The sequence below is a fragment of the Konateibacter massiliensis genome (assembly GCF_900184995.1).
Lineage (GTDB): Bacteria > Bacillota > Clostridia > Lachnospirales > Lachnospiraceae > Lachnotalea > Lachnotalea massiliensis.
Map to the genome: position 1 here is coordinate 2,651,292 of NZ_LT860099.1, position 25,559 is coordinate 2,676,850.

The following is a 25,559-nucleotide window of genomic DNA, read 5'->3' on the forward strand; positions in this document are numbered from 1 at the left end:
CCTAGACCATAACTTGATACATGACATCTCCACATGTTACAGTTGTCTTATCTTCTATAATAATATCTTTTACATCATCCGCATTTGTTATAATTACCGGTGATACAAGTGAATATCCTTGTTCTTGAATCAATTCTCTGTCAAACTTAATAATAGGTTGCCCTGCCTTTACTTTATCGCCTTTTTCAACTAAGTTTTCAAATCCTTGTCCGTCAAGCATTACTGTGTTTAGCCCGACATGAATCAATAACTCGACACCGTCAGCCGTCGTTATTCCTAATGCATGTTTGCTGGGAAAAACAACTGTAACTTCACCTTCACAAGGTGCTTTTATTATATTACCGTCAGGATCAATCGCAAGTCCCTTTCCTGTTACACCGCTTGCAAAAACTTCATCATCCACTTTTTCTAATGAAATTATTTTACCGTCGGCAGGAGCTTGAATATCTACCATTTTTACTCCCAATGCTGCTTCTTTTTCTACTATTTCTGCCGCCGCTTCAAAGTCACCCATATCTTCCTCACGAATTCCCCAGAAATACGTCAGCAATGCACCAACTACCAAAGATGCTAAAATACCAATAACAAAGAAGCCAAATGGTGAATATGTCATCATGGATGCTGAAAAAATATTGTGGAATACATATGCATCACATGTAACACCAAAAGTACCGTTAATTGCTCCGCCGATGCCGGCTGCTATTGCAACAACAGCAAATAATCTCTTATATTCCATTACAATACCGTAAAGAATTGGTTCGGTTACTCCCGCCAAAACACCGGTTAATACATTCGGTCCGGCAATACCTTTAATTTTTGAACCTTTTTTACCTTTTAAATATGCACCGATTGCAATACCTATCTGTGCATATACTGCGCAAACCGCAACGCCTTCAATTACATCTCCGCCATAAAGTTCAAGATTTTGCAATGTAATCGGTGTAAATCCCCAATGCAATCCAAGAATTGTAAGATAAGGATATGTTGCTCCTAAAATGACGCCTGCCAAAGTTCCGTTTAATTCAAACAGCCAGCTGACAACTGCTGAAACGGCATTTCCGACAGTTGTACCAAAAGGTCCGAATACAATTGCTGTAAATGGCACCATAATCATAAGACTTAACATTGGTACAAGGAACAACTGTAATTCCTGTCTAATTATTTTCTTTAACCCTTTTTCTAATAACGCATAAACCATCATTGCAATAAAAATAGGGAAAATTGTTGCAGAATAGTTAATGGCTGTAACATTTATTCCAAGAAACGTTGTTCCCTCTACATCAATTAGTGCTGTAAAGCTTGGTTCAAGCAATGCTGCACCGATAGCCGCGCCAACATACGGATTGGCACCAAACTGCTTTGCTAATGTATATCCCAAGAATAACGGCATGAAATAAAATACACTATTTCCGGCTGCTGAAATTATGGCATATGTGGAACCTGCATCTGACATCACACCTGCTGTTGCAAGTACGGTCAGCAGAGCCTTTACCATACCTGCCCCGGCAAGTAATGGTATCAACGGAGAGAATGCTCCGGAAATAACTTTTAAAATCATATCAAGATTTATCTTTTTTTTGTCAGAATCTTCTTTTTGTCCATCTGCCTTTATATCACTGCTGATATTTGAAACTTTTAATATGGCATCATAATAGTCCGCAACAGCCGGCCCTACAACAATCTGACACTGTCCGCCACTCTGTACTACCTGCATTACATATGGAAGTTTTTTTAATTCCTCTTTATCCACTTTACTTTCATTTTTCAATTCAAATCGTAGTCTTGTTGCACAGTGAAGTAAATTATTTACATTTTTTTCTCCACCCACCAAACTTACTATTGTTTTGGCTTCCTGTTCATATTTCATCTTTTTTCCTCCATTCAAGTGTCTACTTGCTGGCATGTAGTGCCTTTTATATAATAGGAAATCTCGCAGAACTTTCTTCATATATAAAAAAGACCCAAAACTAAACCTTTGTTTCATTTTATGGAAACAATAGTCGTTTTGAGTCATGCCTGCCTAACAGTAACACTTCTTAATTTTTTTCATTCACGTTGATTCGGTTCAGGTGCAAGGTCAAATAGAGTTTTTCTCCGTCGGTGACATCCCATTGATAATTATGTTTTAGAAATTCTGCAATCTTCAGTGCACATTTGTAATCTTTCGGGCACTGCTTTCCTATCATCTCTGCCATTGTAATATCAGCCGTTAATTTCTGTCCGCTAACCTGTCTTCTAACAAAATACTGTATATGAGTAATAAATCTGCTAACATTAAAATCATCCTCATGAAACTCACGTCCATAATACACCCTTGTAATATTCAAGATGTTTTGGATAATCTTCGTACACAACACTGTTTCATTCATTCCTGATCCGTCAAACCTGGAATTAATAAAGTGTAACGCAATAAAAGCAGCTTCCTGATTTGGTATTTCATATCCGGTTTTTTTCCGAAGTTTTTCTATCACTTTTTCTGAATATCTGTATTCTTTCGGGTAAATTAATTGAATATCCCATTGCAATGGGGACGTAAAATACAATCCGTCTTTTGCGCGTTCCAACATCATACCCAAGTGGTCTGATAAAGTAAGGATAATACTGTCCCTGCATTGATAACCTAATTGATTTTCTCCATCCTTAATAATATTGCTGGCCAATTCAACATCATCGACACGGATTCTATCAAGCAGGTTTTCAAAGGCTTTTTTCTTTCCATTCCCGTCAAGAACAAATCTTTTTTCCACAAGTGCTTCATTTATTTGTTCTCCAGAATGTACTTTGAAGGACACTCCGCTGCCCATGACAACTTCTTCCTGATTATTTTCATTTTTTACTAATGCAATATTGTTATTTAATGCTTTAATCAGTTCCATAGTTCCTCCAAATAAAAAAACACAACCACCAACTATACTTGATGCCAAGTATATATTAATAGTCGTGCCTGCTTTATCAGTAACACCTATTAATACTATAAGTCAACTCATCTGCTATGTCAACACGTTTTTGTTATTTTGTATATATCATACAAGTATTATACTTGTTTTTTGTGCGATTTACTAAACCGTTTTAAAATAAAAAAACTCCAAAAGCCTTATCCATACAGCTTTTGGAGTATCTCAAACAAGTAGTCGAAGCGACGGGATTCGAACCCACGACCTCTGCGTCCCGAACGCAGCGCTCTACCAAACTGAGCCACGCTTCGCTTTCCGACTACTCTATTATATAACAATTTTTATAAAATGCAACTCAAAATTTAATTTTTTTCAAAGGAATTTTTCAAGATCCAATCTCCTGCCATTTTAATCCATGGCTGAACTTCCTCGACAACCTGCCCGGTTTCTTCTGTTCCGAGGCCGAGACCATGTCCTCCCTCCTCAAAAATATGAAGGGCAAACGGCACCTTTGCTTTTCTCATGGCATTTGCAAGAAGCAGAGCATTTTCAACCGGCACGGCACCGTCCTCATAGGTGTGCCAGATAAATGCCTTCGGCATTGTTCCATCCACCTGCTTTTCCAAGGACACCAGCTCTCGCCAATTGGTATCGTCTTTCCTGTCTCCCAAGAGATTTTCAAAGCTTCCTGTGTGGGCATGTTCTCCTGAGGTAATAACCGGATAGCACAGCACTAAGCCGTTTGGCTCAATTTGCTCCGGCTTTAGATTTAATTCCCGAAGTAAAAATTCCTTGTTCCAAAATACGCCGAAGCTGGTTGCAAGATGTCCCCCCGCAGAAAAACCAAGTACAATAATCTTACTAGGGTCAACGTGCCACTTTTTTGCATTTTCTCGAATCAGTTTTACAGACTTTGCAACCTGATTCAGTGCCGTCGGAAATTCTGCCGGAGCACAGCTATAATTTAACACACAGGCATGAATGCCAAAGCTGTTCATTTGAAGGGCAATCGGTTCCCCCTCCTTCGGTGAGGTCATCACATAACCGCCTCCCGGACACACCAAAACAAGCGGTCTTATTTTATCTGGCTCAACCGTATTGTCAACGATATAAGTACTTAACTCCGCCTGAAATTCTCCGTCTCTTATTTCTATTTTTTCATGAATCATTGTCTGCTTCCTCCTTAGATTTCTTTATATCATAACCTACACAAACGACTTATCAACCTTTACCACCGGATGACAGTTCTCCCATGTGTCCGTTATCCTCTTCTCAATCTCTCTTTTTACCGCCTCATCGCTTAAACTAAATTTATACGGCACCACCGCATCAAATATTACATTCGTAATCGTAGGTCCCTTGACAAGGCGAAAGTCATGAATTGTAATTTCGGGGCTGATGTTCTTAATCAGCTCTTCCACTTTTGCGCGCATTCGCTGCACCTCTTCATCCTCCACGGCAACCGGGTCCATATGTATGACAGCCTCACAGCCAAGCTTTGTATTCAATTCGTTTTCAATCAGATCAATTGCCTCATGAATCTTAAAAATATCGCCGTTTCCTGCCACTTCTCCGTGTAAAGATATCATTACTCTTCCCGGTCCATAGTCATGCACAATCAAATCATGGATACCGGAAATCTCCTCATGTGCCAGCACAATTTCTTTTATCTGGTTTACATAATCAGGGTCCGGCATTCTTCCAAGCAACGGGGACATCGTATTTTTTGCTGCACTATAACCCGCATACAGAATAAACAATGCCACTACAATACCGCACCACCCATCAATTGCTATGCCTGTAGTCTTCATCACCACAATTGAAAGCAGTACAACCAGAGTCGCTATCGCATCGGAAAAACTATCTGTCGCCGTTGCCTTCATCGCCTCTGAATCTATTTTTCTTCCAATTCGTCTGTTGTATAGTGTCATATAGATTTTAATAATAATAGAAAGAATCAAAATTGCAACCGTAAGCCCGCTGCTATCCACCGGGGTCGGTGCAAGAATTTTCCCGACGGAGGATTTCGCCAGCTCAAAGCCTACCAATATAATCGCCATCGATACAATAAATCCCGAAATATATTCCATTCTTCCATGCCCGAATGGATGCTCCTCATCCGGTTTCTTTCCCGAAAATTGGAAGCCGACCAGCGTAATCACGCTGGAGCCTGCATCTGAGAGATTATTGAACGCATCCGCCATAATGGCGATGGAGCCGCTGACCACCCCGGCAAAATATTTTATAACAAACAGCAAAATATTAAGAGAAATTCCCACAATGCTGCCGAGCATTCCATAATTTCTCCTGACCTTGGCATCGTTTATATTTTCTCTGTCCTTAATAAATAACTTTACCAGTAATGTAATCATAATTTCCCCTCTCCCATGCATTCACAATAAGTTTCCGTTTATACAGTTCTTACAATGTATACAAAAAACACCGTCCCCGAAGCTTCTAAGTCTTCAAAAACAGTGCTCTAGTGCGCCAACAGGGGCTCGAACCCGGGACACCCTGATTAAGAGTCAGGTGCTCTACCAACTGAGCTATTAGCGCGTTTCTATCTATTATGAATTGCCACTTGTGCAATGCAAAAATTATTATATTATATAAATTTGAATAATGCAAGCACTTTTTTTATTTTTTTCAATTTTTTTGTTACTATTTAACTATTATAAAAAATAACGCACATTTCTTACCATAGAAGGGAGCATTTTTGCCCCCTTATTTTCCACCCTTTGTGTTAATTATTTTGTTGACCTCATCAAAGGATTTTTTCATCTGGCTTACCCTTGCGTTGAACGTTGGCTTATCATAGGTAATCTTGTTGATTTTGTCTTTTACCTGCTTACTGATGCTGACCGCCATTTCATGGCTCCTCTTCCCTTTTCTATATCATATGCAAGAAGGAATGATTCTTTACCGTTCTCTCACCGCGATAAGCTTATGAATCGGATTTCCTGCTTTCGAGAATTTTTCTTCATATTCTGTCATGACATTATCCACGTTGAGCACCTCATCGTGATGTAAATCGTAAGTGCATGCCTTTAGCTCCCATCCTGCGGCCGGAATCTCCTCCACAGAAAAGTCAAACAGCAGTCTGTTGTCCGTTTTAAATTCAATACAGCTCTCCGGTTTCAGTATCACATCATACTTTTTTAAATACTCTCTTGATGTCAATCTTCTCCTTGCATGACGATCCTTTGGCCATGGATCGGAAAAATTTAGATAAATTTTATCTATTTCATATTTATTAAAAGTTTCTAAAATATCTTCGGCATCCATTTTGACAAATTTCAGGTTTGAAAGCTCTAATTCCTTTGCTTTATCAATAGCTCTGACCAATACACTGGAATATTTTTCAATTCCTATATAATTTATATTTGAATTTTTTTGTGCGAGCGTCGTAATAAATTTTCCCTTACCCATTCCAATCTCAATATAAATGGGGTTTTCATTCCCAAATAGCTCGCTCCATTTTCCTTTTTGCTCCTCGTGATTATGAACCACATGCTCACTCTTTTCAATAGCTTCCTCTGAACCTTTTACGTTTCTTAATCTCATCTTCTACCTCATATTTCTTTTATCATTTTTATTATTTTTTAAGTTTTTTATTATTTTACAATAAATTAGAAATTTTTTAAAGTTTATTCGGCTTTTTAGTCAAATTTTGTGTCAAAATGACTATGGACTTTAGCCGAAAAAGTAGTATGATAAGAAGAAGGTATGTTATGCTCTCATAGCGGAAATACTGGAACTAGCTGAAACATTTGCTGGTTTTGTGACTTGGCGGTTTGTCTTAATCATAAAATATACAGATTATTCAAGGCTGCTGTCACAAACAATAAAATATATAGGAGGATAGTTATGGAAAAGGTAGTTAATAAACTATCAGAAATCGAAGCTGCTGCTGTTTCCATTATGGATGAAGCTAATCAGAAGAAAAAAGAACTTTCTGATAAGATGGACCTCCAGATAGCCGCATTCGACAAAAAAGTTGATGCAGAAACTGCAAATACTCTTTCTGAATTAACTAAAAAGCTCCAAGCAGAAACAGAGCAAGATTTAGAAAGCATTGAAACTCAGATGCAAAAAGCTCTGGAAACTTTAGATGATGAGTATAATAAAAATCATTCTGCTTTAGCAAATGAGATTTTCAGTACTATTGTAAGGGAGTGATTTTATGCTGATTGACTTATTATCGTACAGTGGTATCACCACTAAAATAAGAGCAATGGAAAGCAATCTGCTTACGGATAATGATTTTAGGGAATTTGTTGGGCTTCGAAGTGTAACAGAGGCTGCCGCTTTTTTGAAAAGCAAACCGGCTTATAAGGAATTGTTTGCTGATGTAGACGAGACCCGTATTCACAGAGGTCAGATAGAGCGTTTACTCAATATCTCTTCCTTTACGGATTTTACAAAGATTTATCGATTTGCGAACTCAAAACAGCGTGAGTTTCTTCATTTATACTTTTTGCACTACGAGGTTTCCTTATTAAAAACCTGTATGAGATCCGTATTAAACGGCAGTTTTGACCTTCCATACAGAGATGTCGTAACAGAATTTTTAAAGCGGTATTCTTCTATTGATATAGACAGTTTAGCTTCTGCCCATACAATCGAGGAATTCATTGCATGCTTAAAAGGAACCGAATATTATAAGCCGTTGTCAAAGTTATTGGATTTGACCGAGCCTACTCTCTTTGATTATGAGATGACTCTTGATTTATATTATTTCTCCCATCTGTGGGAATTGAGTCATGAGTTCTTATCAGGCAAAGAGCTGAAGAGCTTATCCGAGGCATACGGAACGAAAATCGACATGTTGAATCTTCAATGGATTTACCGTTCGAAGAAATATTATAATATGTCCGCAGCTGATATTTACGCTCTGCTGATTCCAGTATCCTATAAGCTGAAAAAACAAGACATAGTGCACCTTGTGGAATCTGCCAATATGGAAGATTTCAACATGAATTTGGCAAACACTCGTTATGCCAAGGCTGTACTGCCCGATGCTTTTTCCGGTGAAAGCTTAGAACATTTTTATGTTACTCTGGTGGAAAAAGTTACTTATATTAGTGCGCGCAAAAACCCTTATTCTGTGGCAATGCTCAACATGTATTTGACAAGAAAAGAGCATGAAGTCCGCAAGATTACAACTGCTCTGGAATGTATCCGCTACGGTCTAGAGGCGAGCGAGACAGTAAAATATATTAATATAAACTAATCGGGAGGTGAAACTGTGATTGTTAAAATGAAATTCTTGAGTGTTACGGGACCCAAAGCCGACATTGACCGAGTTTCTGAACATTATTTATCCAAATATGACGTTCAGCTTGAAAACTCTCAGACAGAGCTTAAAACCCTGCAAGACTTAAGACCCTATGTGGAAATAAACCCATATAAAAATCTCCTGATAAAGGCAAGTGACTATCTTAATCTTGTCACCGAAAAAGGTCCGATTGAACCTACCTCCATTACTCTTGAGGAAACTGAGGATAAGCTCCTTAAGCTTGAAAAGGTAATTAATGACTTAAAGTTCAAGAGGCAGGCGCAAGAGGATAAGAAGGTAAAATATTTAGACCTTCTGCACAAGATTGAACCTTTTCGGGAGTTAAATTATGATGTTGAGAAAATTCTTAACTTCAAATTTATTAAATACCGTTTTGGTAAAATATCCAAGGATTATTTTGCAAAGCTGGAACACTATATGTATTCTGATTTGGATACTATTTTCTACAGATGTCATACTGATGAGAGCTATGTTTGGGGAGTTTACTTCCTTCCGGCTTATCAGGAAGAAAAGATTGATGACATTTATGAGTCCATGCATTTTGAAAGACTGAATTTGCCGGCTGAGTACAACGGAACGCCTGATGAAGCTTTCCATAGGCTTGAGTCACTGATTGATTCAATTAACGATGAAATTAAGGCAATTAATAATGAGATTACAGAGAAGATTAACTCTTCTAAGACATTCATTTACGCAGCTTACAAAACCTTGGATGAATTATCAAGAAACTTTGATGTCAGAAAGCTTGCAGCATGTACGAACAATGAGATATCAACCTTCTATATTGTATGCGGCTGGATGACGGAGACTGATGCCGAGGCCTTCCAGAAGGAAGTATCCGAGGACCCGAATGTATTTTGTATCATCGAAGATGAGTTCAATAACATTTTAAGCAGTCCTCCGACAAAACTGGAAAATCCAAAATTCTTCAAGCCATTTGAAATGTTCTTAAAGATGTACGGACTTCCGGCATATAATGAGTTTGACCCAACCATATTTGTAGCAATTACTTATACATTTATTTTCGGCATTATGTTCGGTGATTTAGGACAGGGCTTTATCCTGTTTGCAGGCGGTATTCTTCTTTATAAATATAAGAAGATGGACATTGCAGCAATCGTGTCCGTAGCCGGTGTGTTCTCCATGATATTCGGTGTTTTGTACGGAAGTGTGTTCGGTTTTGAGGATGTTTTTCCCGCCGTGTGGATGCACCCGATGCATACGTATGTCACCTTGCCTCTTGTAGGTAACATTAATACAATCCTTGTACTTGCTATTGCATTTGGTATGGGATTAATCTTACTCGCCATGATATTTAATATGATTAACGGTATCAGGCAGAAGAATGTTGAAAAAATATTTTTTGACACCAACGGTGTTGCAGGCTTTGTATTTTACGGCTCTGTTGTAGCTTGCGCCGTATTGTTTATGACAGGCAACACACTGCCGGGAGGAATTATACTCTTTGTTATGTTCATCCTTCCGCTTATTGTCATCGCTATGAAGGAACCATTGGCTGCCCTCGTTGAGAGAAAAGCAGATGAGCTTCCAAAGGAAGTCGGCATGTTTTTAGTTCAGTCCATATTTGAACTTGTGGAGGTTTTACTGAGCTATATGTCAAACACCATTTCCTTCGTCCGTATCGGTGCCTTTGCACTGAGCCATGCGGGTATGATGCAGGTTGTTATGTCACTTGCCGGTGCTGAAAACGGTTCGCCAAACTGGATTGTAGTCGTAATCGGTAACTTACTTGTTCTTGCAATGGAAGGACTTATCGTTGGTATTCATGTTCTTCGTCTTGAGTACTACGAGATATTCAGTCGTTTCTTCTCAGGAAGCGGCAGGGAATTTATTCCTTATTCAAAACAGAAGCAATAAAATTTATAATATATTTTTATCAAAAAATTACATCAAAAAAGATTTTATTTAATGAAAGAGGAGGTCACATTTATGTTGACAAAAATTATTTTAGTAGCTGCACTTATTCTTAGTATCATCGTTCCTTTCGGAGCTTATTTAATCGGGGAAAAGAACAGAGGACGTTTTAAAACTTCTTTAGCTGTTAACGTATTCTTTTTCTTTGGCACAATTGCTATTTCCAGTATTTTCTTATTCAGCGGAAACCCAGTACAGGCTGCTGAAGCTACAACTACTGCTGCTTCAGGCGTAGGTTTAGGTTACATTGCTGCTGCTTTATCAACTAGTATTTCTTGTATTGGTGCCGGTATCGCCGTTGCAAGTGCCGCAAGTTCAGCTCTTGGTGCAATCAGTGAAGATTCAAGTATCCTTGGTAAATCACTTATCTTCGTTGCTCTTGCAGAGGGAGTTGCTCTGTACGGACTTATCGTTTCTATCATGATTTTAGGTAAATTATAGGAAAAGGAAAGCCCACTAATATGAAAATATATCTGATTAGTGATAATATTGATACCTATACGGGAATGAGACTTGCAGGCGTTGAAGGTGCGGTTGTTCATGAACGAAATGAATTAAAAGAAGAATTGGAAAAGGTTCTGGCCGATAAATCAGTTGGTATTATACTGCTGACTGAGAAATTCGGCCGCGAATTTCCTGACATCATTGATGATGTCAAGTTAAATCGGAAACTTCCGCTGATCGTTGAAATCCCGGATAGACACGGAACCGGCCGTAAACCAGACTTTATCACTGCTTATGTAAATGAAGCCATAGGCTTAAAGCTTTAGAAGAAAGATAGGTGAAACTATTGACGTTAGAAGAAAAATTACAGCATTTTCAAGAATTTACCTTGCAGGATGCAAAGGCAAAAAGTGTTCAGATGATTGATGAATATAACGCCTCTCTTGAGAAATCGTTTGAAGAACACAAGGAAAAAAAGCTTCGCCAGGCTCAAGTAGAATTAAAAATAGAAAAAGAAAATTTGAAGCGTAATAAAAATAAAGCGTTATCTAAGCAGAATCTTGAAGTCAAAAGAAAGATTACAAGAAAGCAGGAGGAGTTAAAAGGAAAGCTCTTTGTTGAAGTAAAGGACTTACTTTCTAAATATATGGAAACTCCTGAATATGAAAAGCTTTTAATTTCTCAAATTAACGCTGCTAAGAATTTTGCAAAAAATGAAGACATCGTTATCTATATTGATCCTGCGGACTCCTCCAGACAATCCAGCTTGGAGGCTGCAACTAATACATCGCTTACTGTAAGTGAATATTCCTTCCTCGGAGGAACGAGAGCTGCCATAAAAGCCAGAAACATCTTAATTGACAACTCTTTTGAGACCTTACTTGCAGAAGCAAGAGCAAAATTTATATTTAACGGAGGTATCTCCAATGACTAAAACTGGAATTATATATGGTGTAAACGGACCAATTGTTTACCTTCGCGGCAATACAGGCTTTAAAATGTCTGAAATGGTTTACGTTGGTAAAGAAAATTTGGTAGGTGAAGTAATCAATCTGACTACTGACACCACCACCGTACAGGTTTATGAGGAAACAACCGGTATCAAACCAGGTGAAGAAGTAACAGCCACTGGTGATGCTATTTCTGTTACACTCGGACCTGGTATTTTAAATAATATTTTTGACGGTATTGAACGTCCACTTAGTGAAATTGCCAAAGAAGGCGGTGCTTATATCAACCGTGGTGTAAGTGTTGATTCTCTTGACACTGCAAAGCTTTGGGATGTTCATATGACTGTAAAAGTGGGTCAGGAAATATATGGCGGTACCATTATTGCCGAGGTTCCTGAGACATCCGCTATCACTCATAAGTCCATGGTTCCTCCTAACGTAGAGGGACGCATTGTGAGCGTTGTAGAAGACGGACAATATAACATTACTGATACAATCGCTGTTGTTCAGTTACTTGACGGTACAGAGATGAAATTGACCTTGGCTCAGAAATGGCCAATCCGTGTTCCTAGACCTACACAGAAACGTTTCCCTACCTCCGTTCCGCTTATCACAGGACAGAGAATATTGGATACTCTTTTTCCAATCGCAAAGGGCGGTACTGCTGCAATTCCTGGAGGTTTCGGTACCGGTAAGACAATGACACAGCACCAGATTGCTAAATGGTCTGACGCTGACATTATCGTTTACATCGGTTGTGGAGAGCGTGGAAACGAGATGACACAGGTTTTGGAAGATTTCTCTCAGTTGGTTGACCCTAAGTCCGGAAATCCTTTGATGGACAGAACAACTCTGATTGCAAATACTTCAAACATGCCGGTTGCTGCCCGTGAGGCAAGTATTTACACCGGAATTACCCTTGCTGAGTATTACAGAGACATGGGTTATGATGTAGCTATCATGGCAGACTCCACTTCCCGTTGGGCGGAAGCACTTCGTGAGCTTTCCGGACGTCTGGAGGAAATGCCTGCCGAGGAAGGTTTCCCAGCTTACCTTGCTTCCAAATTATCCGCTTTCTATGAGAGAGCCGGTATGATGGAAAACTTAAACGGTACAGAAGGCTCCGTATCGATTATCGGTGCAGTATCCCCACAGGGTGGTGACTTCTCTGAGCCGGTTACACAGAATACGAAGCGTTTCGTAAGATGCTTCTGGGGACTTGATAAATCTCTTGCTTATGCACGTCACTTCCCTGCTATTCACTGGCTGACCAGTTATAGTGAATATATGGATGATTTGACTCCTTGGTACAGAAGTAATGTTTCTGCAAACTTTATGGAATGTAGAAGCCAGATAATTTCTCTGTTAAACCAGGAAAGCAGCTTGATGGAAATTGTTAAGCTGATTGGTAGCGATGTTCTTCCTGATGAGCAGAAGCTTGTTCTTGAGATTGCAAAGGCAATCCGTTTAGGCTTCTTACAGCAGAATGCCTTCCACCCGGAAGATACCTGCGTTCCAATGGAAAAGCAGTACAAGATGATGGATGTTATTTTATACTTATATACGAAATCAAAAGCTTTGGTTGCTATGGGTATGCCGATGTCCGTTTTGAAGGAAGACAATATCTTCGAGCGTGTTGTTTCGGTTAAATATGATGTGGCAAACAGCGAACTGGAGAAGCTTGACCAGTTAAAGAAAGACATTGATGATTTCTATAATAAAGTAATCGATAAGAATGCATAAGGAGGAGGTTATAATATGTCAATTGAATATTTAGGACTTAGTCAAATTAACGGCCCCCTTATCGTTTTGGAAGGTGTTCAGGATGCCGCATTTGAGGAAATCGTTGAACTTACCGTAGAAGGCAATCAAAAGAAATTGGGTCGTATTGTTGAAATTTACGATGATAAGGCAATTATTCAGGTATTTGAAGGAACAGAAAACATGTCCCTGAAAAATACTCACACAAAATTAACAGGACATCCGATGGAAATCGCTCTTTCCACCAGCATGCTCGGACGTACTTTCAATGGTATCGGTGAGCCGATTGATGGTTTAGGACCTATCATGTCCAATGTAAAAAAGAATGTTAACGGTTTACCGCTTAACCCGGTTACGCGTGAATATCCTCGTAACTATATCCGTACCGGTATCTCAGCTATCGACGGACTTACCACACTGATCCGTGGACAGAAGCTTCCTATTTTCTCAGGAAACGGTCTTCCTCATGATCAGCTCGCTGCACAGATTGTACAGCAGGCTTCCCTTGGAGATGACTCCGATGAAGACTTTGCTATCGTTTTCTGCGCGATGGGTGTAAAATATGACGTTGCTGAGTTCTTCCGCCGTACCTTTGAGGAGAGCGGTGTTTCAGACCACGTTGCTATGTTCCTTAATTTAGCAAACGATCCGGTTGTAGAAAGATTGATTACACCAAAGGTTGCTTTGACCTTGGCTGAGTATTTGGCATTTGAGAAGAACATGCATATTCTTGTTATCTTAACAGATATGACTTCCTATGCGGAGGCAATGCGTGAGGTTTCCTCTTCAAAGGGTGAAATCCCATCCAGAAAGGGCTTCCCGGGCTATCTTTACAGTGAGCTCGCTACTATTTACGAAAGAGCCGGAATTGTACAGGGCATCAACGGATCTGTGACACAGATTCCAATTTTAACAATGCCGAATGATGATATTACACATCCAATTCCTGACTTAACAGGATACATTACAGAGGGACAGATTGTATTAGACCGCAGTATTCACGGAAAGTCCATCTACCCTCCAATCAATGTTCTTCCTTCTCTTTCCCGTCTGATGAAGGACGGTATCGGTGAAGGCTATACAAGAGCAGATCATCAGGACGTTGCAAACCAGCTCTTCTCTTCCTATGCAAAGGTTGGTGAGGCGAGAGCACTTGCTTCCGTTATCGGTGAGGATGAGCTTTCTCCTATCGATAAGAAATACTTAAAATTCGGTCTTGCCTTTGAAGCTGAATATGTAGGCCAGGGCCCGGCTGAGAACAGAACAATTGAACAAACCTTAGATTTAGGCTGGAGACTCCTTGGATTACTTCCTAAGGAAGAACTTGACCGTATTGATACAAAGATTCTTGATAAATATTATAAAGCTGAATAAGAGGTGATTCAATGGATCCAAATACATTCCCCACTAAGGGTAATTTAATGTTGGCAAAAAACTCTCTTGTTCTTGCAAAACAAGGCTATGAACTTATGGATAAGAAACGAAACATTCTTATCCGTGAGTTAATGGAATTGATTGATGAGGCAAAGGGTGTTCAATCAGAAATTGATGTTACCTTTACATCCGCATACAGGGCATTACAGCGAACAAATATGGAGCTTGGTATCAACTATGTGCAGGAAATTGCCACAACGATACCGATCGAAGATTCTATCATGATTAAGACCCGTAGTATTATGGGAACTGAAATTCCATTAGTACAGGCAGAACATTGCGATACAATGCCTACTTATGCTTATTACAGTACAAGGGAATCGCTTGATATCGCAAGATCTTGTTTTGAAAAGGTAAAGCAGTTAACGATTAATCTTTCTATGATTGAGAATGCCGCATATCGCTTGGCAACCAACATCAAGAAGACACAGAAACGTGCGAATGCCCTTAAAAATATTACCATTCCTTATTATGAAACACTTACTACAAGTATTCAAAATGCTTTGGAAGAAAAAGAGCGTGAAGAATTTACACGATTAAAGGTAATCAAGAGAACGCATTCAAAATAATAAAAAGTGTGAGTTTTTGCTCACACTTTTATTATTTTATGCATTTTACTTCCTATTTATATTTTGCGGTATACAGAAGGCTGTACGCATATCAGCTTATGAGAAACAATACGTATCTCCTCCTTGATTCCGATAAACAGGTATCCACCAACCTCTAAATAATCCGCTATCTTATCCACAATTTGATTCGCTAATCCACTTTCGAAGTAGCTCAATATATTCCTTAAGAAAATAACATGAAACGTTTTCTCAAACTCAAACTCAGATACCAGATTCAACTCATAAAACACAGCTTTTTCTTTTACAAAATCATTAATCCGATAGCCGCCGTCAATTTTAGGTGTAAAATACGCTCTTATCCACTCCTCCGGAAGCTTCTCCACCTCTATCTTACTGTACTCACCAATTTCTGCCCTCTTTAGCATTTCCTTAGATATATCGGTTCCCACAACCTCTATCTTCCAGTCCTTCGCCTCCTCCTTCATAAAGTCCAGAACTGTCATTAAAATAGAATATGCCTCCTCACCGGACGAAGATGCTGCAGACCATACTTTTATCCCTGTCTCCGTATTTCCACGCTTATATAGCTTAGGGAGCACAACATCCGTTAACAACTCAAAATGAAGAGATTCACGCAGAAAATAAGTGTAACTTGTCGCCATGGAGGAAATCAGTCTTGCATTAAGCTCCTCATTTTTGCCGTACTCAACCGCTTCTGTAAATTCATCCACACTTTGACAGTGCGTTTCCTCCATAAGCCTTTCCAGTCTTTTTTCTACAAAGTCCCTCTTACTGCTTAGGTTCACGCCATATTTTTGCTTGATATAATTTGTGATTCTAAAAAATTGTCTGTCGTCTATTTTCAAAGCTCATCAAGCCTCCCTGCAAAACTAGTTATAACTATTTTAACAATAAAATATATATCGCCGGTATCGATACCATAGAAAGCAGTGTGGTCAGAAATACACCGACCGAAGCCGTTTTTTCCTGTCCCTCGTATTTTAAACTCAGCATAACACACATCGAAGCTGCCGGCATTCCCATCGAAAGTGTTGCAACGCCAATAATAATCGGATCGGTAAATACATTTTTAAAGATAAGCCAAACAGCAATCGGAATCACAATCAATTTAATCACCGCAACAAGGTATAGTTTCTTCTCGTTGAATAAATCTTTGATTGGATAATTTCCAAGCACGCTTCCAAGTATGATCATCGACATCGGTGTCGTAATTCCTCCAAGGAAGGATGCTGTTTCAGCAATAAAGGACGGTACCGGTATCTCGGCAAAGTAGATAAGTGCAGCTGCCAGTGCAGCCAGAAGTCCTGGTGAAAGAATATCCTTTAGCTTCACCTTTACACCGCCCTCATCCTTTGCCAGCAGATATTCACCGTAGGTAAAGATTAGAATATTAAAAGGCATATGAAAAAGGGTATTGTAAAATATAGCGGCATCGCCGTAAAGAGCCTGTACAATCGGATAACTCATAAAAGAACAGTTGGAAAAGATAATCAGCATCTGATAAATGCCTGCCTTGTCCTTCTCTACCCGGATGAGCTTCACAATCAGAAAAGCGAGAATTGGCATAACTATATATATTATAACACCAATTCCTACAATTTTAAGCACCTCCATCTTATTTGCCGCCTCAATATTGCATACGGAGCTTATAATAAGGGCAGGTGCCGTAAATTGAACAACCATATTTGATAATCTGGCGTTTGTATCCTCATCAAAGTATTTTTTCTTATTGAAAAAATAACCCAAAAGCAACAGTGCAAATAGCTTAAACATTGTGTCAATAATTCCTAAATAGCCCATTTCTGATGTTCTCCAGTCTATAATAAAATATTATGTCTATTATAGCACTTTCACTGTACCAAACAATCATTATAAATAATAAATTTCAAATTTCTCCATATTGTTTAGTTTTCAAAGGATTTAAACTCCTTTTTTATTAATAAAATCGCAAAAACCGCGGCGATTCCCTCTGCAATCGGAAAGGAAATCCATACTCCGGTCAATCCCATGAACCTTGATAGAACGATTGTCAGACCCACCGTCACGACAAGCTGTCTCAAAAGAGAGATAATAAGCGATTCCCTTCCTTTTCCCAATGCCTCAAACAGACCTGAATAGATAATTCCCACCGAAGATACAATAAAGCCGCAGCTTATAATACGAAGCATACCGACACCGATTGCATTCATCTCCTCTGTTGCCGAGAACATAGATAGGATAAGCTTTGGCGCACCCATAAAGATTACCGTTCCTATCGCCATAATCACGCCTGCCACAATAAGGCTCACCTTCACCGTCTTTTTCAGGCGGTCATATCTTCCTGCACCATAGTTGTAGGATATGATAGGACGCATTCCCTGAATAAGTCCGGTTGCAGGCATATACACAAAGGTCTGCAGCTTATAATACAGTCCAAACACTGCAACCGCAGTATTTGATATGCTTCCCAAAATACCGTTTAAAATACTGATTAATATGGAAGGAAGTGACATCATAATCGCTGACGGAATAGCAATCGAATAAATCCTCTTCACCATCGACCACTTTAGCTTATACTTCTTTAAACTGATATGAACCTCCTTGTTCATAATCGCAAAGGAAATAACTGCAAGGAGGCATGCTGTCATCTGCGCAATAACCGTCGCAATCGCAGCTCCTCTTACCTCCAGTGCAGGAAGACCAAACATTCCAAATATCAAAATCGGGGCAAGAATAATATTTATAATCGCACCCACACCTTGCAAAATCATTGGCACAAACATATTGCCCGATGCCTGAAACATCTTTTCTATATTAATATGAAACAGACTTCCGAATGAAAAACAAATTACAATCTGACCATATTCCAGCGCCCATTTCAATACCTGTTCATTATTCGTAAACATCTCCAAATACGGTTTTACAAGAAACAGACCGATTAGCAGGAGCAGCAAGGAGTGAAATACAGTCAAAACAATGCCGTTTGACGCTGTCAGATTCACAGTTTCCTTATTTTTTGCTCCCATATTAATTGCCATACAGGCATTGATACCGACTCCCAGTCCTACCGCAATGGCGAGCACCAGGTTCTGCAGCGGAAACACAATGGAAACCGCTGTAATCGCATCCTCACCAAGTTTTGCTACAAATATACTATCTACTATATTATAAAGAGATTGAATCAGCATGGAAATCATCGGCGGTATTGAATTGGACAATAATAAAGGAAGAATCTCCTTTTTCTCCATCACATGAACCGATTGTTCTTCTACTTTTACCATAATAAGCTCCTCTCACACTTCGCACCCAAGCGGATTGCGAAGCAACAACTTCCTCTCCGCAAGGTGCGTATAAAAAAAGCTATAGAAACCTACTGTTTAACAAATCAGAAACAGTAAAATCTATAGCTCAACATCATTATTCCATAATTAATGGTTGTAACTCTATTAACCTAACATATTTATGAATATTTGTCCATACCTGAAGCCGTATTTTTGTGTTTTTTGTGAATATTTTGAAATATAATTGCGAAGTATAAAAAAATGCAATATAATGATAAGGACGTTACCGTAATCGTAACGATGGAAACAAAACCACATGAGGAGATTTATAGATAATGAGAAAACCAAAGAGATTGCTTTGCCATGCACTTATTGCATTTTTATGCTTATCAAATATATTAACTGTTCACGCTACCGCGGAAACCACAGAGGTATCCACAGAAGAAACAACAAATGAAACAAACAGTGATCCCAGCCTTTGGCCTGACGGTCCTTCGGTGGAGGCTGAATCTGCTATCCTAATGGATATCAACACCGGAACTATTCTATATGAAAAAAATGTAAATGAAGAATTATATCCAGCAAGTATCACAAAAATTATGACCACTCTTCTGGCACTTGAGAATTGCAGCCTGGATGAAATTGTAACTTTTTCCCACAATGCGGTTTACTCGATTGAGCCGGGAAGCAGCCATATCGGCATCGTGGACGGTGAGCAGCTCACCATGGAGCAATGCCTCTACGGAATTATGCTGGAAAGCGCAAATGAGGTGTCTAACGCGGTTGCAGAGCATGTCGGAGGAAGCATTGAGGGCTTTGTCGATATGATGAATGCGAAAGCTGCGGAGCTTGGCTGTTTAAATACACATTTTGACAATGCAAACGGACTTCCTGATGAGGAGCATTACACCTCCGCCTACGATATGGCGTTAATCGGAAGAGCTGCGATGCAGAATGAGACCTTCCGCACTATCACCTCCACAACGAGTTATACCATACCTCCGACAAATCTTCAGGTGGAGGCAAGACCGCTTTCCAATCACCATAAGATGCTTCCGAAAAGAAGCTATGCGGATGCCGACGTAATTGGCGGAAAAACCGGTTATACGAACGTAGCCAGACAAACTTTAGTTACCTTTGCCAAACGGGGTGATATGGAGCTTGTATGCGTTGTTATGAAGACAGAGGCGCCTCTTCAATATACGGAGACAAAAGAACTGTTTGACTGGGGCTTTGAAAACTTTCAGATTTTGAATATTTCGGAAAACGAAAAGGATTATACACTTCAAAACGCAAGCTTTTATGACAGCGAGACAAGTATTTTTGGAAATACGGATTCTATGATTGAAATTAATAAATCGGGCGAAATCATACTTCCGATTACAGCAGCTTTTTCCGATGCCGACTCAACACTGGAATACAACAATGACGGAAGTAATTCCTTTGCCTCCTTATCTTACTCTTATGGCGGCAAAACGGTGGGTTCCACAACGATTGATTTAACGAATTTAAATATACCGGAGTTTAATTTTTCATCTTCAAATTCCGTTGATGCTTCCGATAGCAGTACCGCTTCCACCCCGGATTCTTCAAAAAAAGCGATTGTCTTTACTAAGACACAGATTATTGTTGTCGTTGTAATCGTCATTGTTCTTATTTTACTGACAATTCTCTCTGTTATTCTGTTTCGAAATTATCACTTCTTTAAGAGGAGACAAATAAGGAAGCACAGACGGGAACGTCTTAAACTGGACGATTTTGATTTTAAATCATAAGCAACTTTGATATACAAAAAGGAATTTCCTTTGAATGGGAAATTCCTTTTATATTGTATTCTCTTTTTTCAGTTTCCGCTTGACTCTTCTTTTTACCCGAAGCTCGTCCCTCTTATCTCCGATGAGGAAGCTTTCCTCCTCACTGATATGCTTTATTGTCTTTACCACAAAGTATTTCTCTTTCTCACTCTTCTTCATTCTGATTTTGCACTTCATATAACCGTGCTCTGCACAATACCCGAGCGCATAATAAATTCTTGAATTGATAGAAAACCATCTTATTTTTCTTTTTAAATTCTTGTTGCAATATTTACATCTTGTACTGATAACTTCCCTATCAAGCATAGCCTCCTCTTTCGAAGGGAATTCTCTTGAAACATATTTATTATAATTCTCATACTTTAAATAAACTTCTTCTTCCCTATTTGCCGGAGGTGTATAATAATCAATCGACTTATTTTTCATTACAAAATTCTGGCTGATGAGTGACAATATTTTTCCTGTATATTCCGCATCAAAAAGGGCTTTGTGAAATTCCTTTTTTCTCTCGATATTAAGCTGCTCAACAGCATATTCCAGCGTTCGCCTCTCCTTTGATTTCTCAAAATAAAGCCCATACAGCTTTTGCACATCGCAGTATTCAAGAGGATATTCAAACTTATGCTTCATCCTGTAATATTTCATATTACGCTGCAGCTCTGTCAAATCCATATTTCCCCATGTGGCAAATAGGTAATCTTCGCCGCACCAATCAAAAAAGGATTGACAGACCTCCAAAAAGCTCCTTCCCTCTCTCAATTTCGTTATATCCAAATGGATTACTTCCTTCGTTTTATAGTGAATTTCTTTATACACAGAAGGCTTAATCAGCTCGCTGAACTCACTTATCTTCTTATAATTGTCATCAAGCTTTACCGCACCAATTTCAATTATCTCAAAAGGAAGCTCCTTATTTTCCTTCTCTTTTCCATCCGGACATTGGTTCCACTCCAAATCCAGCACAATATAGTTCATCTTATCCGTTCACCGCCCCTATAGTGGTAGAAAAAATGGAAAGGCTTAACCTTCCCATTTGTGTAATGTTACACTCCTAACGTTCCCGACACGATTCGAACGTGCGGCCTTCCGCTTAGGAGGCGGACGCTCTATCCTACTGAGCTACGAGAACATATGATATTTCCTATGATAAAGAATGTACCAAATAATAAGGCACATTCTTTATTTTATATGGATTAAATCATAAAGTCAATGACATAATGAAAATATTCTGTAATTTCTTAGAAATTAATATACCTACACCGGAAAGTTAATTTTCCCCTGCATCCATATGACTCCTTTGAAACGTCTTCCCACTGCCGGCTCACCGACTAAATCCTTTTTATTAATGCAGACATCGTACGTCATTGAATTTGTATTCAATGTTAAAATATAGATTTCTTCATCCGTATAGGTGTTTACCTCTGTTTCCATATCTATAATCTCACCTAAGACGGAATATTGATCACATTCAATTCCATACGGCATAAAATAAGAATCCACAATGGTAAAGACATCTTCACTTAATATTCTCTTTGATATCATTGTATAAGTATCAATATCTTCCAAGGTCAGGCTTTCAATCGCCTCCTCGTCGCCGTTTCTCGCGGCGGCAATCAGCGTATTTCTATTTATGGAAGCCTCCCTTGTATTTTTTATTTGATTTTCACTCTTACTAATCGGAAGAATAATGGTTCCTTTGATAGACAAAGCGGAAAGGGTAATCGAAATGTTCTGTTTAGACAAAGCACCTATTCTTTTTTCATTCCTGTATTCCGCAATATTTTGCAGATAAAAAATCAAGGATACTCCTACCTTAACGTCATCAACGATACCAGCATAGGATTCTTTTTCAGCATGCTTTTCTACTGAAACATCTTCGTTTGTGGTGATACCTTTTCCTTTAAAATATGGATAATAGTAACTCATATCAAATTCATTATCTTCATTATATTCACCACGAATATTGATACCAATACTCTTTGTAAACTCTTTTGATATTTCTGTAAATAAGCTTCCTTCTTCTATTTCTGCCATTTCTTTTTTATCTGGGTTTTGTATCGCAAAATCCAGTAATGAATCTAAATCTTTTTTCTTTTTTATATTACTAAAACCAATTGCTCTTAAGTAACTATGCACTAAACTCACCTCGCTTCATGTCTTTGTGTGTGCAAAACTAAATTTATTTAATTTCTGTCAATCCACCCATATATGGTACCAAAATATCTGGAATCTTAATGCTTCCGTCTGCCTGCTGGTAGTTTTCCAATATGGCTGCTGTTGTACGTCCGATTGCAACACCGCTTCCGTTTAAGGTATGAACATATTTTGCCTTATCCTGAATGCTGTCTTTGTATTTGATGTTGGCACGTCTTGCCTGAAACTCCTCAAAATTACTGCAGCTTGATATCTCAACATAGCGGTTATAGCTTGGCATCCACACTTCAATATCATATTTCATCGCAGCTGTAAATCCTAAATCTCCGATACAGATTTTTACAACTCGATAAGGAAGGTTTAACAACTGTAATACTTCCTCTGCATCTTTTGTCAGCTTTTCCAATTCCTCATAAGAATCCTCCGGCTTTGTAAATTTAACAAGCTCTACCTTGTTAAACTGATGCTGTCTGATCAAACCTCTTGTATCACGTCCTGCTGAACCTGCCTCTGCTCTAAAGCATGCAGTATACGCGCAGTGCATAATCGGAAGCTGGCTTCCGTCCAGAATCTGCTCTCTGTACATATTCGTGACAGGAACCTCTGCTGTCGGTACAAGGAAATATTCCTTTCCGTCGCCGAGTACTTTATAAGCATCCTCCTCAAACTTAGGAAGTTGTCCTGTACCTGTCATGCTCTCTCTACTTACCATAAAAGGAGGAAATACCTCTGTATAACCATGCTTTTCTGTATGGGTATCCAAAAAGAAGTTCATAATAGCGCGCTCTAATCTAGCACCTGCACCCTTATAGAAAGTAAAGCGGGAGCCTGATACCTTTGCTGCTGTCTCTGCATCAACCACACCAAGGTCAGATCCAAGGTCCCAGTGAGGCTTTGGTTCAAAGTTAAATTTTGTCGGCTCTCCAAATTTTCTAACTTCCACATTATCTTCATCTGATGCTCCCTTTGGAACACTCGGATTTGGAATATTAGGAATTGTCAGCATATAATTGTTCAGTTCTTTTTCTACCGCTGAAACCTCTGTGGTCAATTCCTTTACCTTATCAGAAAGCTTCTTCATCTCTTCCAATACCGGCGCTACATCTTTTCCTTCTTTTTTCATAGCTGGAACTTGCTTGGAAACAACATTCTGCTCTGCCTTTAATGCTTCCACTTCACCTAAAAGCTGGCGTCTTTTCTCATCAATTTCTTTGAATTTACTTAAATCAAAGTCCTCATTTCTCGTGGATAAAGCCTTCTCCACCTCTTCAAAATTATTTCTCAATAATTTAATATCTAACATTTTCGTTCCTCCTGAAAAGCATTTTTTTATTCATCCTCAATGCTTTTGCTCATCCTGTTTATAACATTATATTTTATTTTATTTTTTTAGTAAAGGTGATTCTCTATTCTATTACACGTTCTATAAAAATATTAAGGTATTTTAATAAATCTTTTTCTTTCTTTATATTGTTTCCAGATTTATCCTTTGTAATACTAAGAACCGGTCTTTCCTTGAAATTAGAGTTTTGCCTGATTACAACTCCAATCTCACCCTCGTTTGTTTCTACCTTGGTTCCGTTTGGATAGAGAGCAATAAAATCCAAAAAAGCATCCACATGGCTTTCTTCAAATTCTATTCCCCTCTTTGCTTTCAAATTTTCAACAATCTGATATGTTTTCATTGGTTTACAACCAATTCCACATAAAAGCGTATCATATTCATCGCAGATTGAAACAATTTTGGTTGCATCGTTTATCTCTTTTTTCCTAAGAGGATAACCGCTTCCGTCTATCCTTTCGTGGTGCGATAAGATAATATCCTTACTTTCCTCCGTCAGCCATTCTTCGTATTCAACTGCCATATATCCATATATTGTATGCTTTCGAAATTCATTTAAATCCTTTCGGCTCAAATCACTCATAAGCTTATTCGCATACGATGTCGGTATATATCGAAAGCCGATGTCATGTAAGATACTTCCCACCGCTATCGAATGAATAAGCTGCATATCCAGCTTCATGCGGATTGCCAACAAAATAGACAGCGCACAGACATTAATGGAATGCTCATAAATGTCTGCCTCATGCTCCTTCAAATTTTCAATTTCCTCAACAATCTTATTTTCATTTATAATATCTTCAATTATCTCATATGCTATTTCCCTTAATTCTGCCAATTCGTCTCTACTGGTGTAGACATGACGCTCTAAGATGTTTCTTATTTTCTCCCTATAATCCTTTACAATCGAATCTTTTTTATACCCGCTCTTATCTGTTTCTTCTGCATCGTCGTCCGCAATGTACACATGCTGTACACCCAATTCGCGTAACTTGTTTATATACTCTTCCTTTAAACAGGTTCCTTCATAAATTAAAATAATATCCCGACCAATACAGACAGGCCTTGCTAAATACTCCCCACCTTTTAAATCATTAACATTTTTTAACTTCATATCTCCATACTCCGTTTATGTTATGTAAACCATTTGCGCGATACATTATTTTCATTCGTTTATAAGCTTCCTATTGCTTCGTCCAATGCCTTTTTCTCTTCTTCACCGAGCAGAATGTAAGACTCTCCTTTTATAATTTCTTTAATATAAGTGTAACAGCCTTCCCTGCTATGCATAGCATTTATAATAAAACCATCGTTTTTTTCATTTAACAATGCCACCGCAAAGCTCAACTTACCGCCCATCTCATTGAACGCATCATATTTTACAATTCCAACTTTTTTGAAGGTTGAAAGCAAAATCTCATTGATTTTCTGGATATCCTTTTTATTCTTTTGATCTGATACCTTTAATGTTTCAATTTCCTCTAGCTTTTCCGATATAATCTTTTCCAACGATTTTGCATCTTCTCCCTGCATGAAAATATTATATCTCTTTTTTAATTTTCCAAGCTTTACGAGTGCAACAATTCCTATAATAAAAATCAATAAATCAAACGCAGCAAATCCGATTAATAAGTAAAGTGGCTCCAAATACACACTATAGTTTAAAACATTTAAATTCATAT

The 25,559-nt window shown here is 38.6% G+C and carries 24 protein-coding genes and 3 tRNA genes; 10 read left to right on the top strand and 17 right to left on the bottom strand.

Features of this window, described 5'->3' with window-relative positions:
* Position 1: 1 nt before the first annotated feature.
* From CTY48_RS17745 to trmB, 8 genes are all read right to left on the bottom strand, one after another.
* Entirely contained in the window at positions 2–1,867 is a 1,866-nt protein-coding gene (locus CTY48_RS17745; protein ID WP_099469783.1) for a beta-glucoside-specific PTS transporter subunit IIABC, read from the bottom strand.
* Between the two features lie 169 nt (positions 1,868–2,036).
* Positions 2,037–2,876 (bottom strand): PRD domain-containing protein, encoded by an 840-nt coding sequence (locus CTY48_RS17750; protein ID WP_099469784.1) that lies wholly within the window; start codon positions 2,874–2,876, stop codon positions 2,037–2,039.
* A gap of 255 nt (positions 2,877–3,131) precedes the next feature.
* A tRNA-Pro gene (locus CTY48_RS17755) sits at positions 3,132–3,205 on the bottom strand.
* Between the two features lie 51 nt (positions 3,206–3,256).
* Entirely contained in the window at positions 3,257–4,063 is an 807-nt protein-coding gene (locus CTY48_RS17760; protein ID WP_099469785.1) for an alpha/beta hydrolase, read from the bottom strand.
* 36 nt (positions 4,064–4,099) lie between these two features.
* Positions 4,100–5,266, bottom strand: a complete 1,167-nt coding sequence (locus tag CTY48_RS17765) for a cation diffusion facilitator family transporter (protein ID WP_099469786.1) — start codon at positions 5,264–5,266, stop codon at positions 4,100–4,102.
* 111 nt (positions 5,267–5,377) lie between these two features.
* Positions 5,378–5,450, bottom strand: a tRNA-Lys gene (locus tag CTY48_RS17770).
* A gap of 168 nt (positions 5,451–5,618) precedes the next feature.
* Complete coding sequence (locus CTY48_RS19770; protein ID WP_180272776.1) at positions 5,619–5,762, bottom strand: hypothetical protein; 144 nt, start codon at positions 5,760–5,762, stop codon at positions 5,619–5,621.
* Positions 5,763–5,813: 51 nt separating this feature from the next.
* Positions 5,814–6,458 (bottom strand): tRNA (guanosine(46)-N7)-methyltransferase TrmB, encoded by a 645-nt coding sequence (gene trmB, locus CTY48_RS17775; RefSeq protein WP_099469787.1) that lies wholly within the window; start codon positions 6,456–6,458, stop codon positions 5,814–5,816.
* 303 nt (positions 6,459–6,761) lie between these two features.
* Here trmB and CTY48_RS17780 point away from each other — a divergent pair, with 303 nt between their 5' ends.
* The 9 genes from CTY48_RS17780 to CTY48_RS17820 all read left to right on the top strand — a co-directional run bounded on the left by CTY48_RS17780 (position 6,762) and on the right by CTY48_RS17820 (position 15,286).
* Positions 6,762–7,073, top strand: a complete 312-nt coding sequence (locus CTY48_RS17780) for a hypothetical protein (protein ID WP_099469788.1) — start codon at positions 6,762–6,764, stop codon at positions 7,071–7,073.
* A 4-nt stretch (positions 7,074–7,077) separates the two neighbouring features.
* Entirely contained in the window at positions 7,078–8,127 is a 1,050-nt protein-coding gene (locus tag CTY48_RS17785) for a V0D/AC39 family V-type ATPase subunit (RefSeq protein ID WP_099469789.1), read from the top strand.
* Between the two features lie 15 nt (positions 8,128–8,142).
* Positions 8,143–10,071 (top strand): V-type ATP synthase subunit I, encoded by a 1,929-nt coding sequence (locus CTY48_RS17790; RefSeq protein ID WP_099469790.1) that lies wholly within the window; start codon positions 8,143–8,145, stop codon positions 10,069–10,071.
* A 72-nt stretch (positions 10,072–10,143) separates the two neighbouring features.
* Positions 10,144–10,569, top strand: a complete 426-nt coding sequence (locus tag CTY48_RS17795) for an ATP synthase subunit C (RefSeq protein WP_099469791.1) — start codon at positions 10,144–10,146, stop codon at positions 10,567–10,569.
* A 20-nt stretch (positions 10,570–10,589) separates the two neighbouring features.
* The gene (locus CTY48_RS17800) at positions 10,590–10,898 is read left to right on the top strand and encodes a V-type ATP synthase subunit F (protein WP_099469792.1); all 309 of its coding nucleotides are present in this window, start codon (positions 10,590–10,592) and stop codon (positions 10,896–10,898) included.
* Positions 10,899–10,909: 11 nt separating this feature from the next.
* Positions 10,910–11,506 (top strand): V-type ATP synthase subunit E, encoded by a 597-nt coding sequence (locus CTY48_RS19775; RefSeq protein WP_236355020.1) that lies wholly within the window; start codon positions 10,910–10,912, stop codon positions 11,504–11,506.
* On the top strand, positions 11,499–13,265 hold the full coding sequence (locus CTY48_RS17810; protein ID WP_099469794.1) for a V-type ATP synthase subunit A: 1,767 nt from the start codon (positions 11,499–11,501) through the stop codon (positions 13,263–13,265). The genes CTY48_RS19775 and CTY48_RS17810 overlap by 8 nt, the downstream gene beginning before the upstream one ends.
* Before the next feature lie 15 nt (positions 13,266–13,280).
* Positions 13,281–14,657 (top strand): V-type ATP synthase subunit B, encoded by a 1,377-nt coding sequence (locus CTY48_RS17815; protein ID WP_099469795.1) that lies wholly within the window; start codon positions 13,281–13,283, stop codon positions 14,655–14,657.
* An 11-nt stretch (positions 14,658–14,668) separates the two neighbouring features.
* Positions 14,669–15,286 (top strand): V-type ATP synthase subunit D, encoded by a 618-nt coding sequence (locus CTY48_RS17820; protein WP_099469796.1) that lies wholly within the window; start codon positions 14,669–14,671, stop codon positions 15,284–15,286.
* A 56-nt stretch (positions 15,287–15,342) separates the two neighbouring features.
* Here CTY48_RS17820 and CTY48_RS17825 read toward each other — a convergent pair whose 3' ends face one another.
* The 3 genes from CTY48_RS17825 to CTY48_RS17835 all read right to left on the bottom strand — a co-directional run bounded on the left by CTY48_RS17825 (position 15,343) and on the right by CTY48_RS17835 (position 18,567).
* On the bottom strand, positions 15,343–16,152 hold the full coding sequence (locus CTY48_RS17825) for a CheR family methyltransferase (protein ID WP_099469797.1): 810 nt from the start codon (positions 16,150–16,152) through the stop codon (positions 15,343–15,345).
* Positions 16,153–16,186: 34 nt separating this feature from the next.
* The gene (locus CTY48_RS17830; protein ID WP_099469798.1) at positions 16,187–17,107 is read right to left on the bottom strand and encodes an AEC family transporter; all 921 of its coding nucleotides are present in this window, start codon (positions 17,105–17,107) and stop codon (positions 16,187–16,189) included.
* A 104-nt stretch (positions 17,108–17,211) separates the two neighbouring features.
* The gene (locus CTY48_RS17835; protein WP_180272777.1) at positions 17,212–18,567 is read right to left on the bottom strand and encodes an MATE family efflux transporter; all 1,356 of its coding nucleotides are present in this window, start codon (positions 18,565–18,567) and stop codon (positions 17,212–17,214) included.
* Positions 18,568–18,902: 335 nt separating this feature from the next.
* Between CTY48_RS17835 and CTY48_RS17840 the strand changes: the two genes are divergently transcribed.
* Positions 18,903–20,342, top strand: coding sequence for a D-alanyl-D-alanine carboxypeptidase family protein (locus CTY48_RS17840; RefSeq protein ID WP_099469799.1), 1,440 nt, complete (start codon positions 18,903–18,905; stop codon positions 20,340–20,342).
* Positions 20,343–20,390: 48 nt separating this feature from the next.
* Here the strand turns inward: CTY48_RS17840 and CTY48_RS17845 are convergent, their stop codons facing one another.
* From CTY48_RS17845 to CTY48_RS17870, 6 genes are all read right to left on the bottom strand, one after another.
* Positions 20,391–21,356 (bottom strand): 3'-5' exonuclease, encoded by a 966-nt coding sequence (locus tag CTY48_RS17845; protein ID WP_099469800.1) that lies wholly within the window; start codon positions 21,354–21,356, stop codon positions 20,391–20,393.
* An 80-nt stretch (positions 21,357–21,436) separates the two neighbouring features.
* Positions 21,437–21,510 (bottom strand) — tRNA-Arg (locus CTY48_RS17850).
* A gap of 125 nt (positions 21,511–21,635) precedes the next feature.
* The gene (locus CTY48_RS17855; RefSeq protein WP_099469801.1) at positions 21,636–22,517 is read right to left on the bottom strand and encodes a DUF3881 family protein; all 882 of its coding nucleotides are present in this window, start codon (positions 22,515–22,517) and stop codon (positions 21,636–21,638) included.
* A 43-nt stretch (positions 22,518–22,560) separates the two neighbouring features.
* Positions 22,561–23,838, bottom strand: a complete 1,278-nt coding sequence (gene serS / locus CTY48_RS17860) for a serine--tRNA ligase (protein ID WP_099469802.1) — start codon at positions 23,836–23,838, stop codon at positions 22,561–22,563.
* A 103-nt stretch (positions 23,839–23,941) separates the two neighbouring features.
* Complete coding sequence (locus CTY48_RS17865; protein WP_099469803.1) at positions 23,942–24,991, bottom strand: HD-GYP domain-containing protein; 1,050 nt, start codon at positions 24,989–24,991, stop codon at positions 23,942–23,944.
* A gap of 59 nt (positions 24,992–25,050) precedes the next feature.
* The gene (locus tag CTY48_RS17870; protein WP_099469804.1) at positions 25,051–25,557 is read right to left on the bottom strand and encodes a DUF4446 family protein; all 507 of its coding nucleotides are present in this window, start codon (positions 25,555–25,557) and stop codon (positions 25,051–25,053) included.
* Between the last annotated feature and the right edge of the window lie 2 nt (positions 25,558–25,559).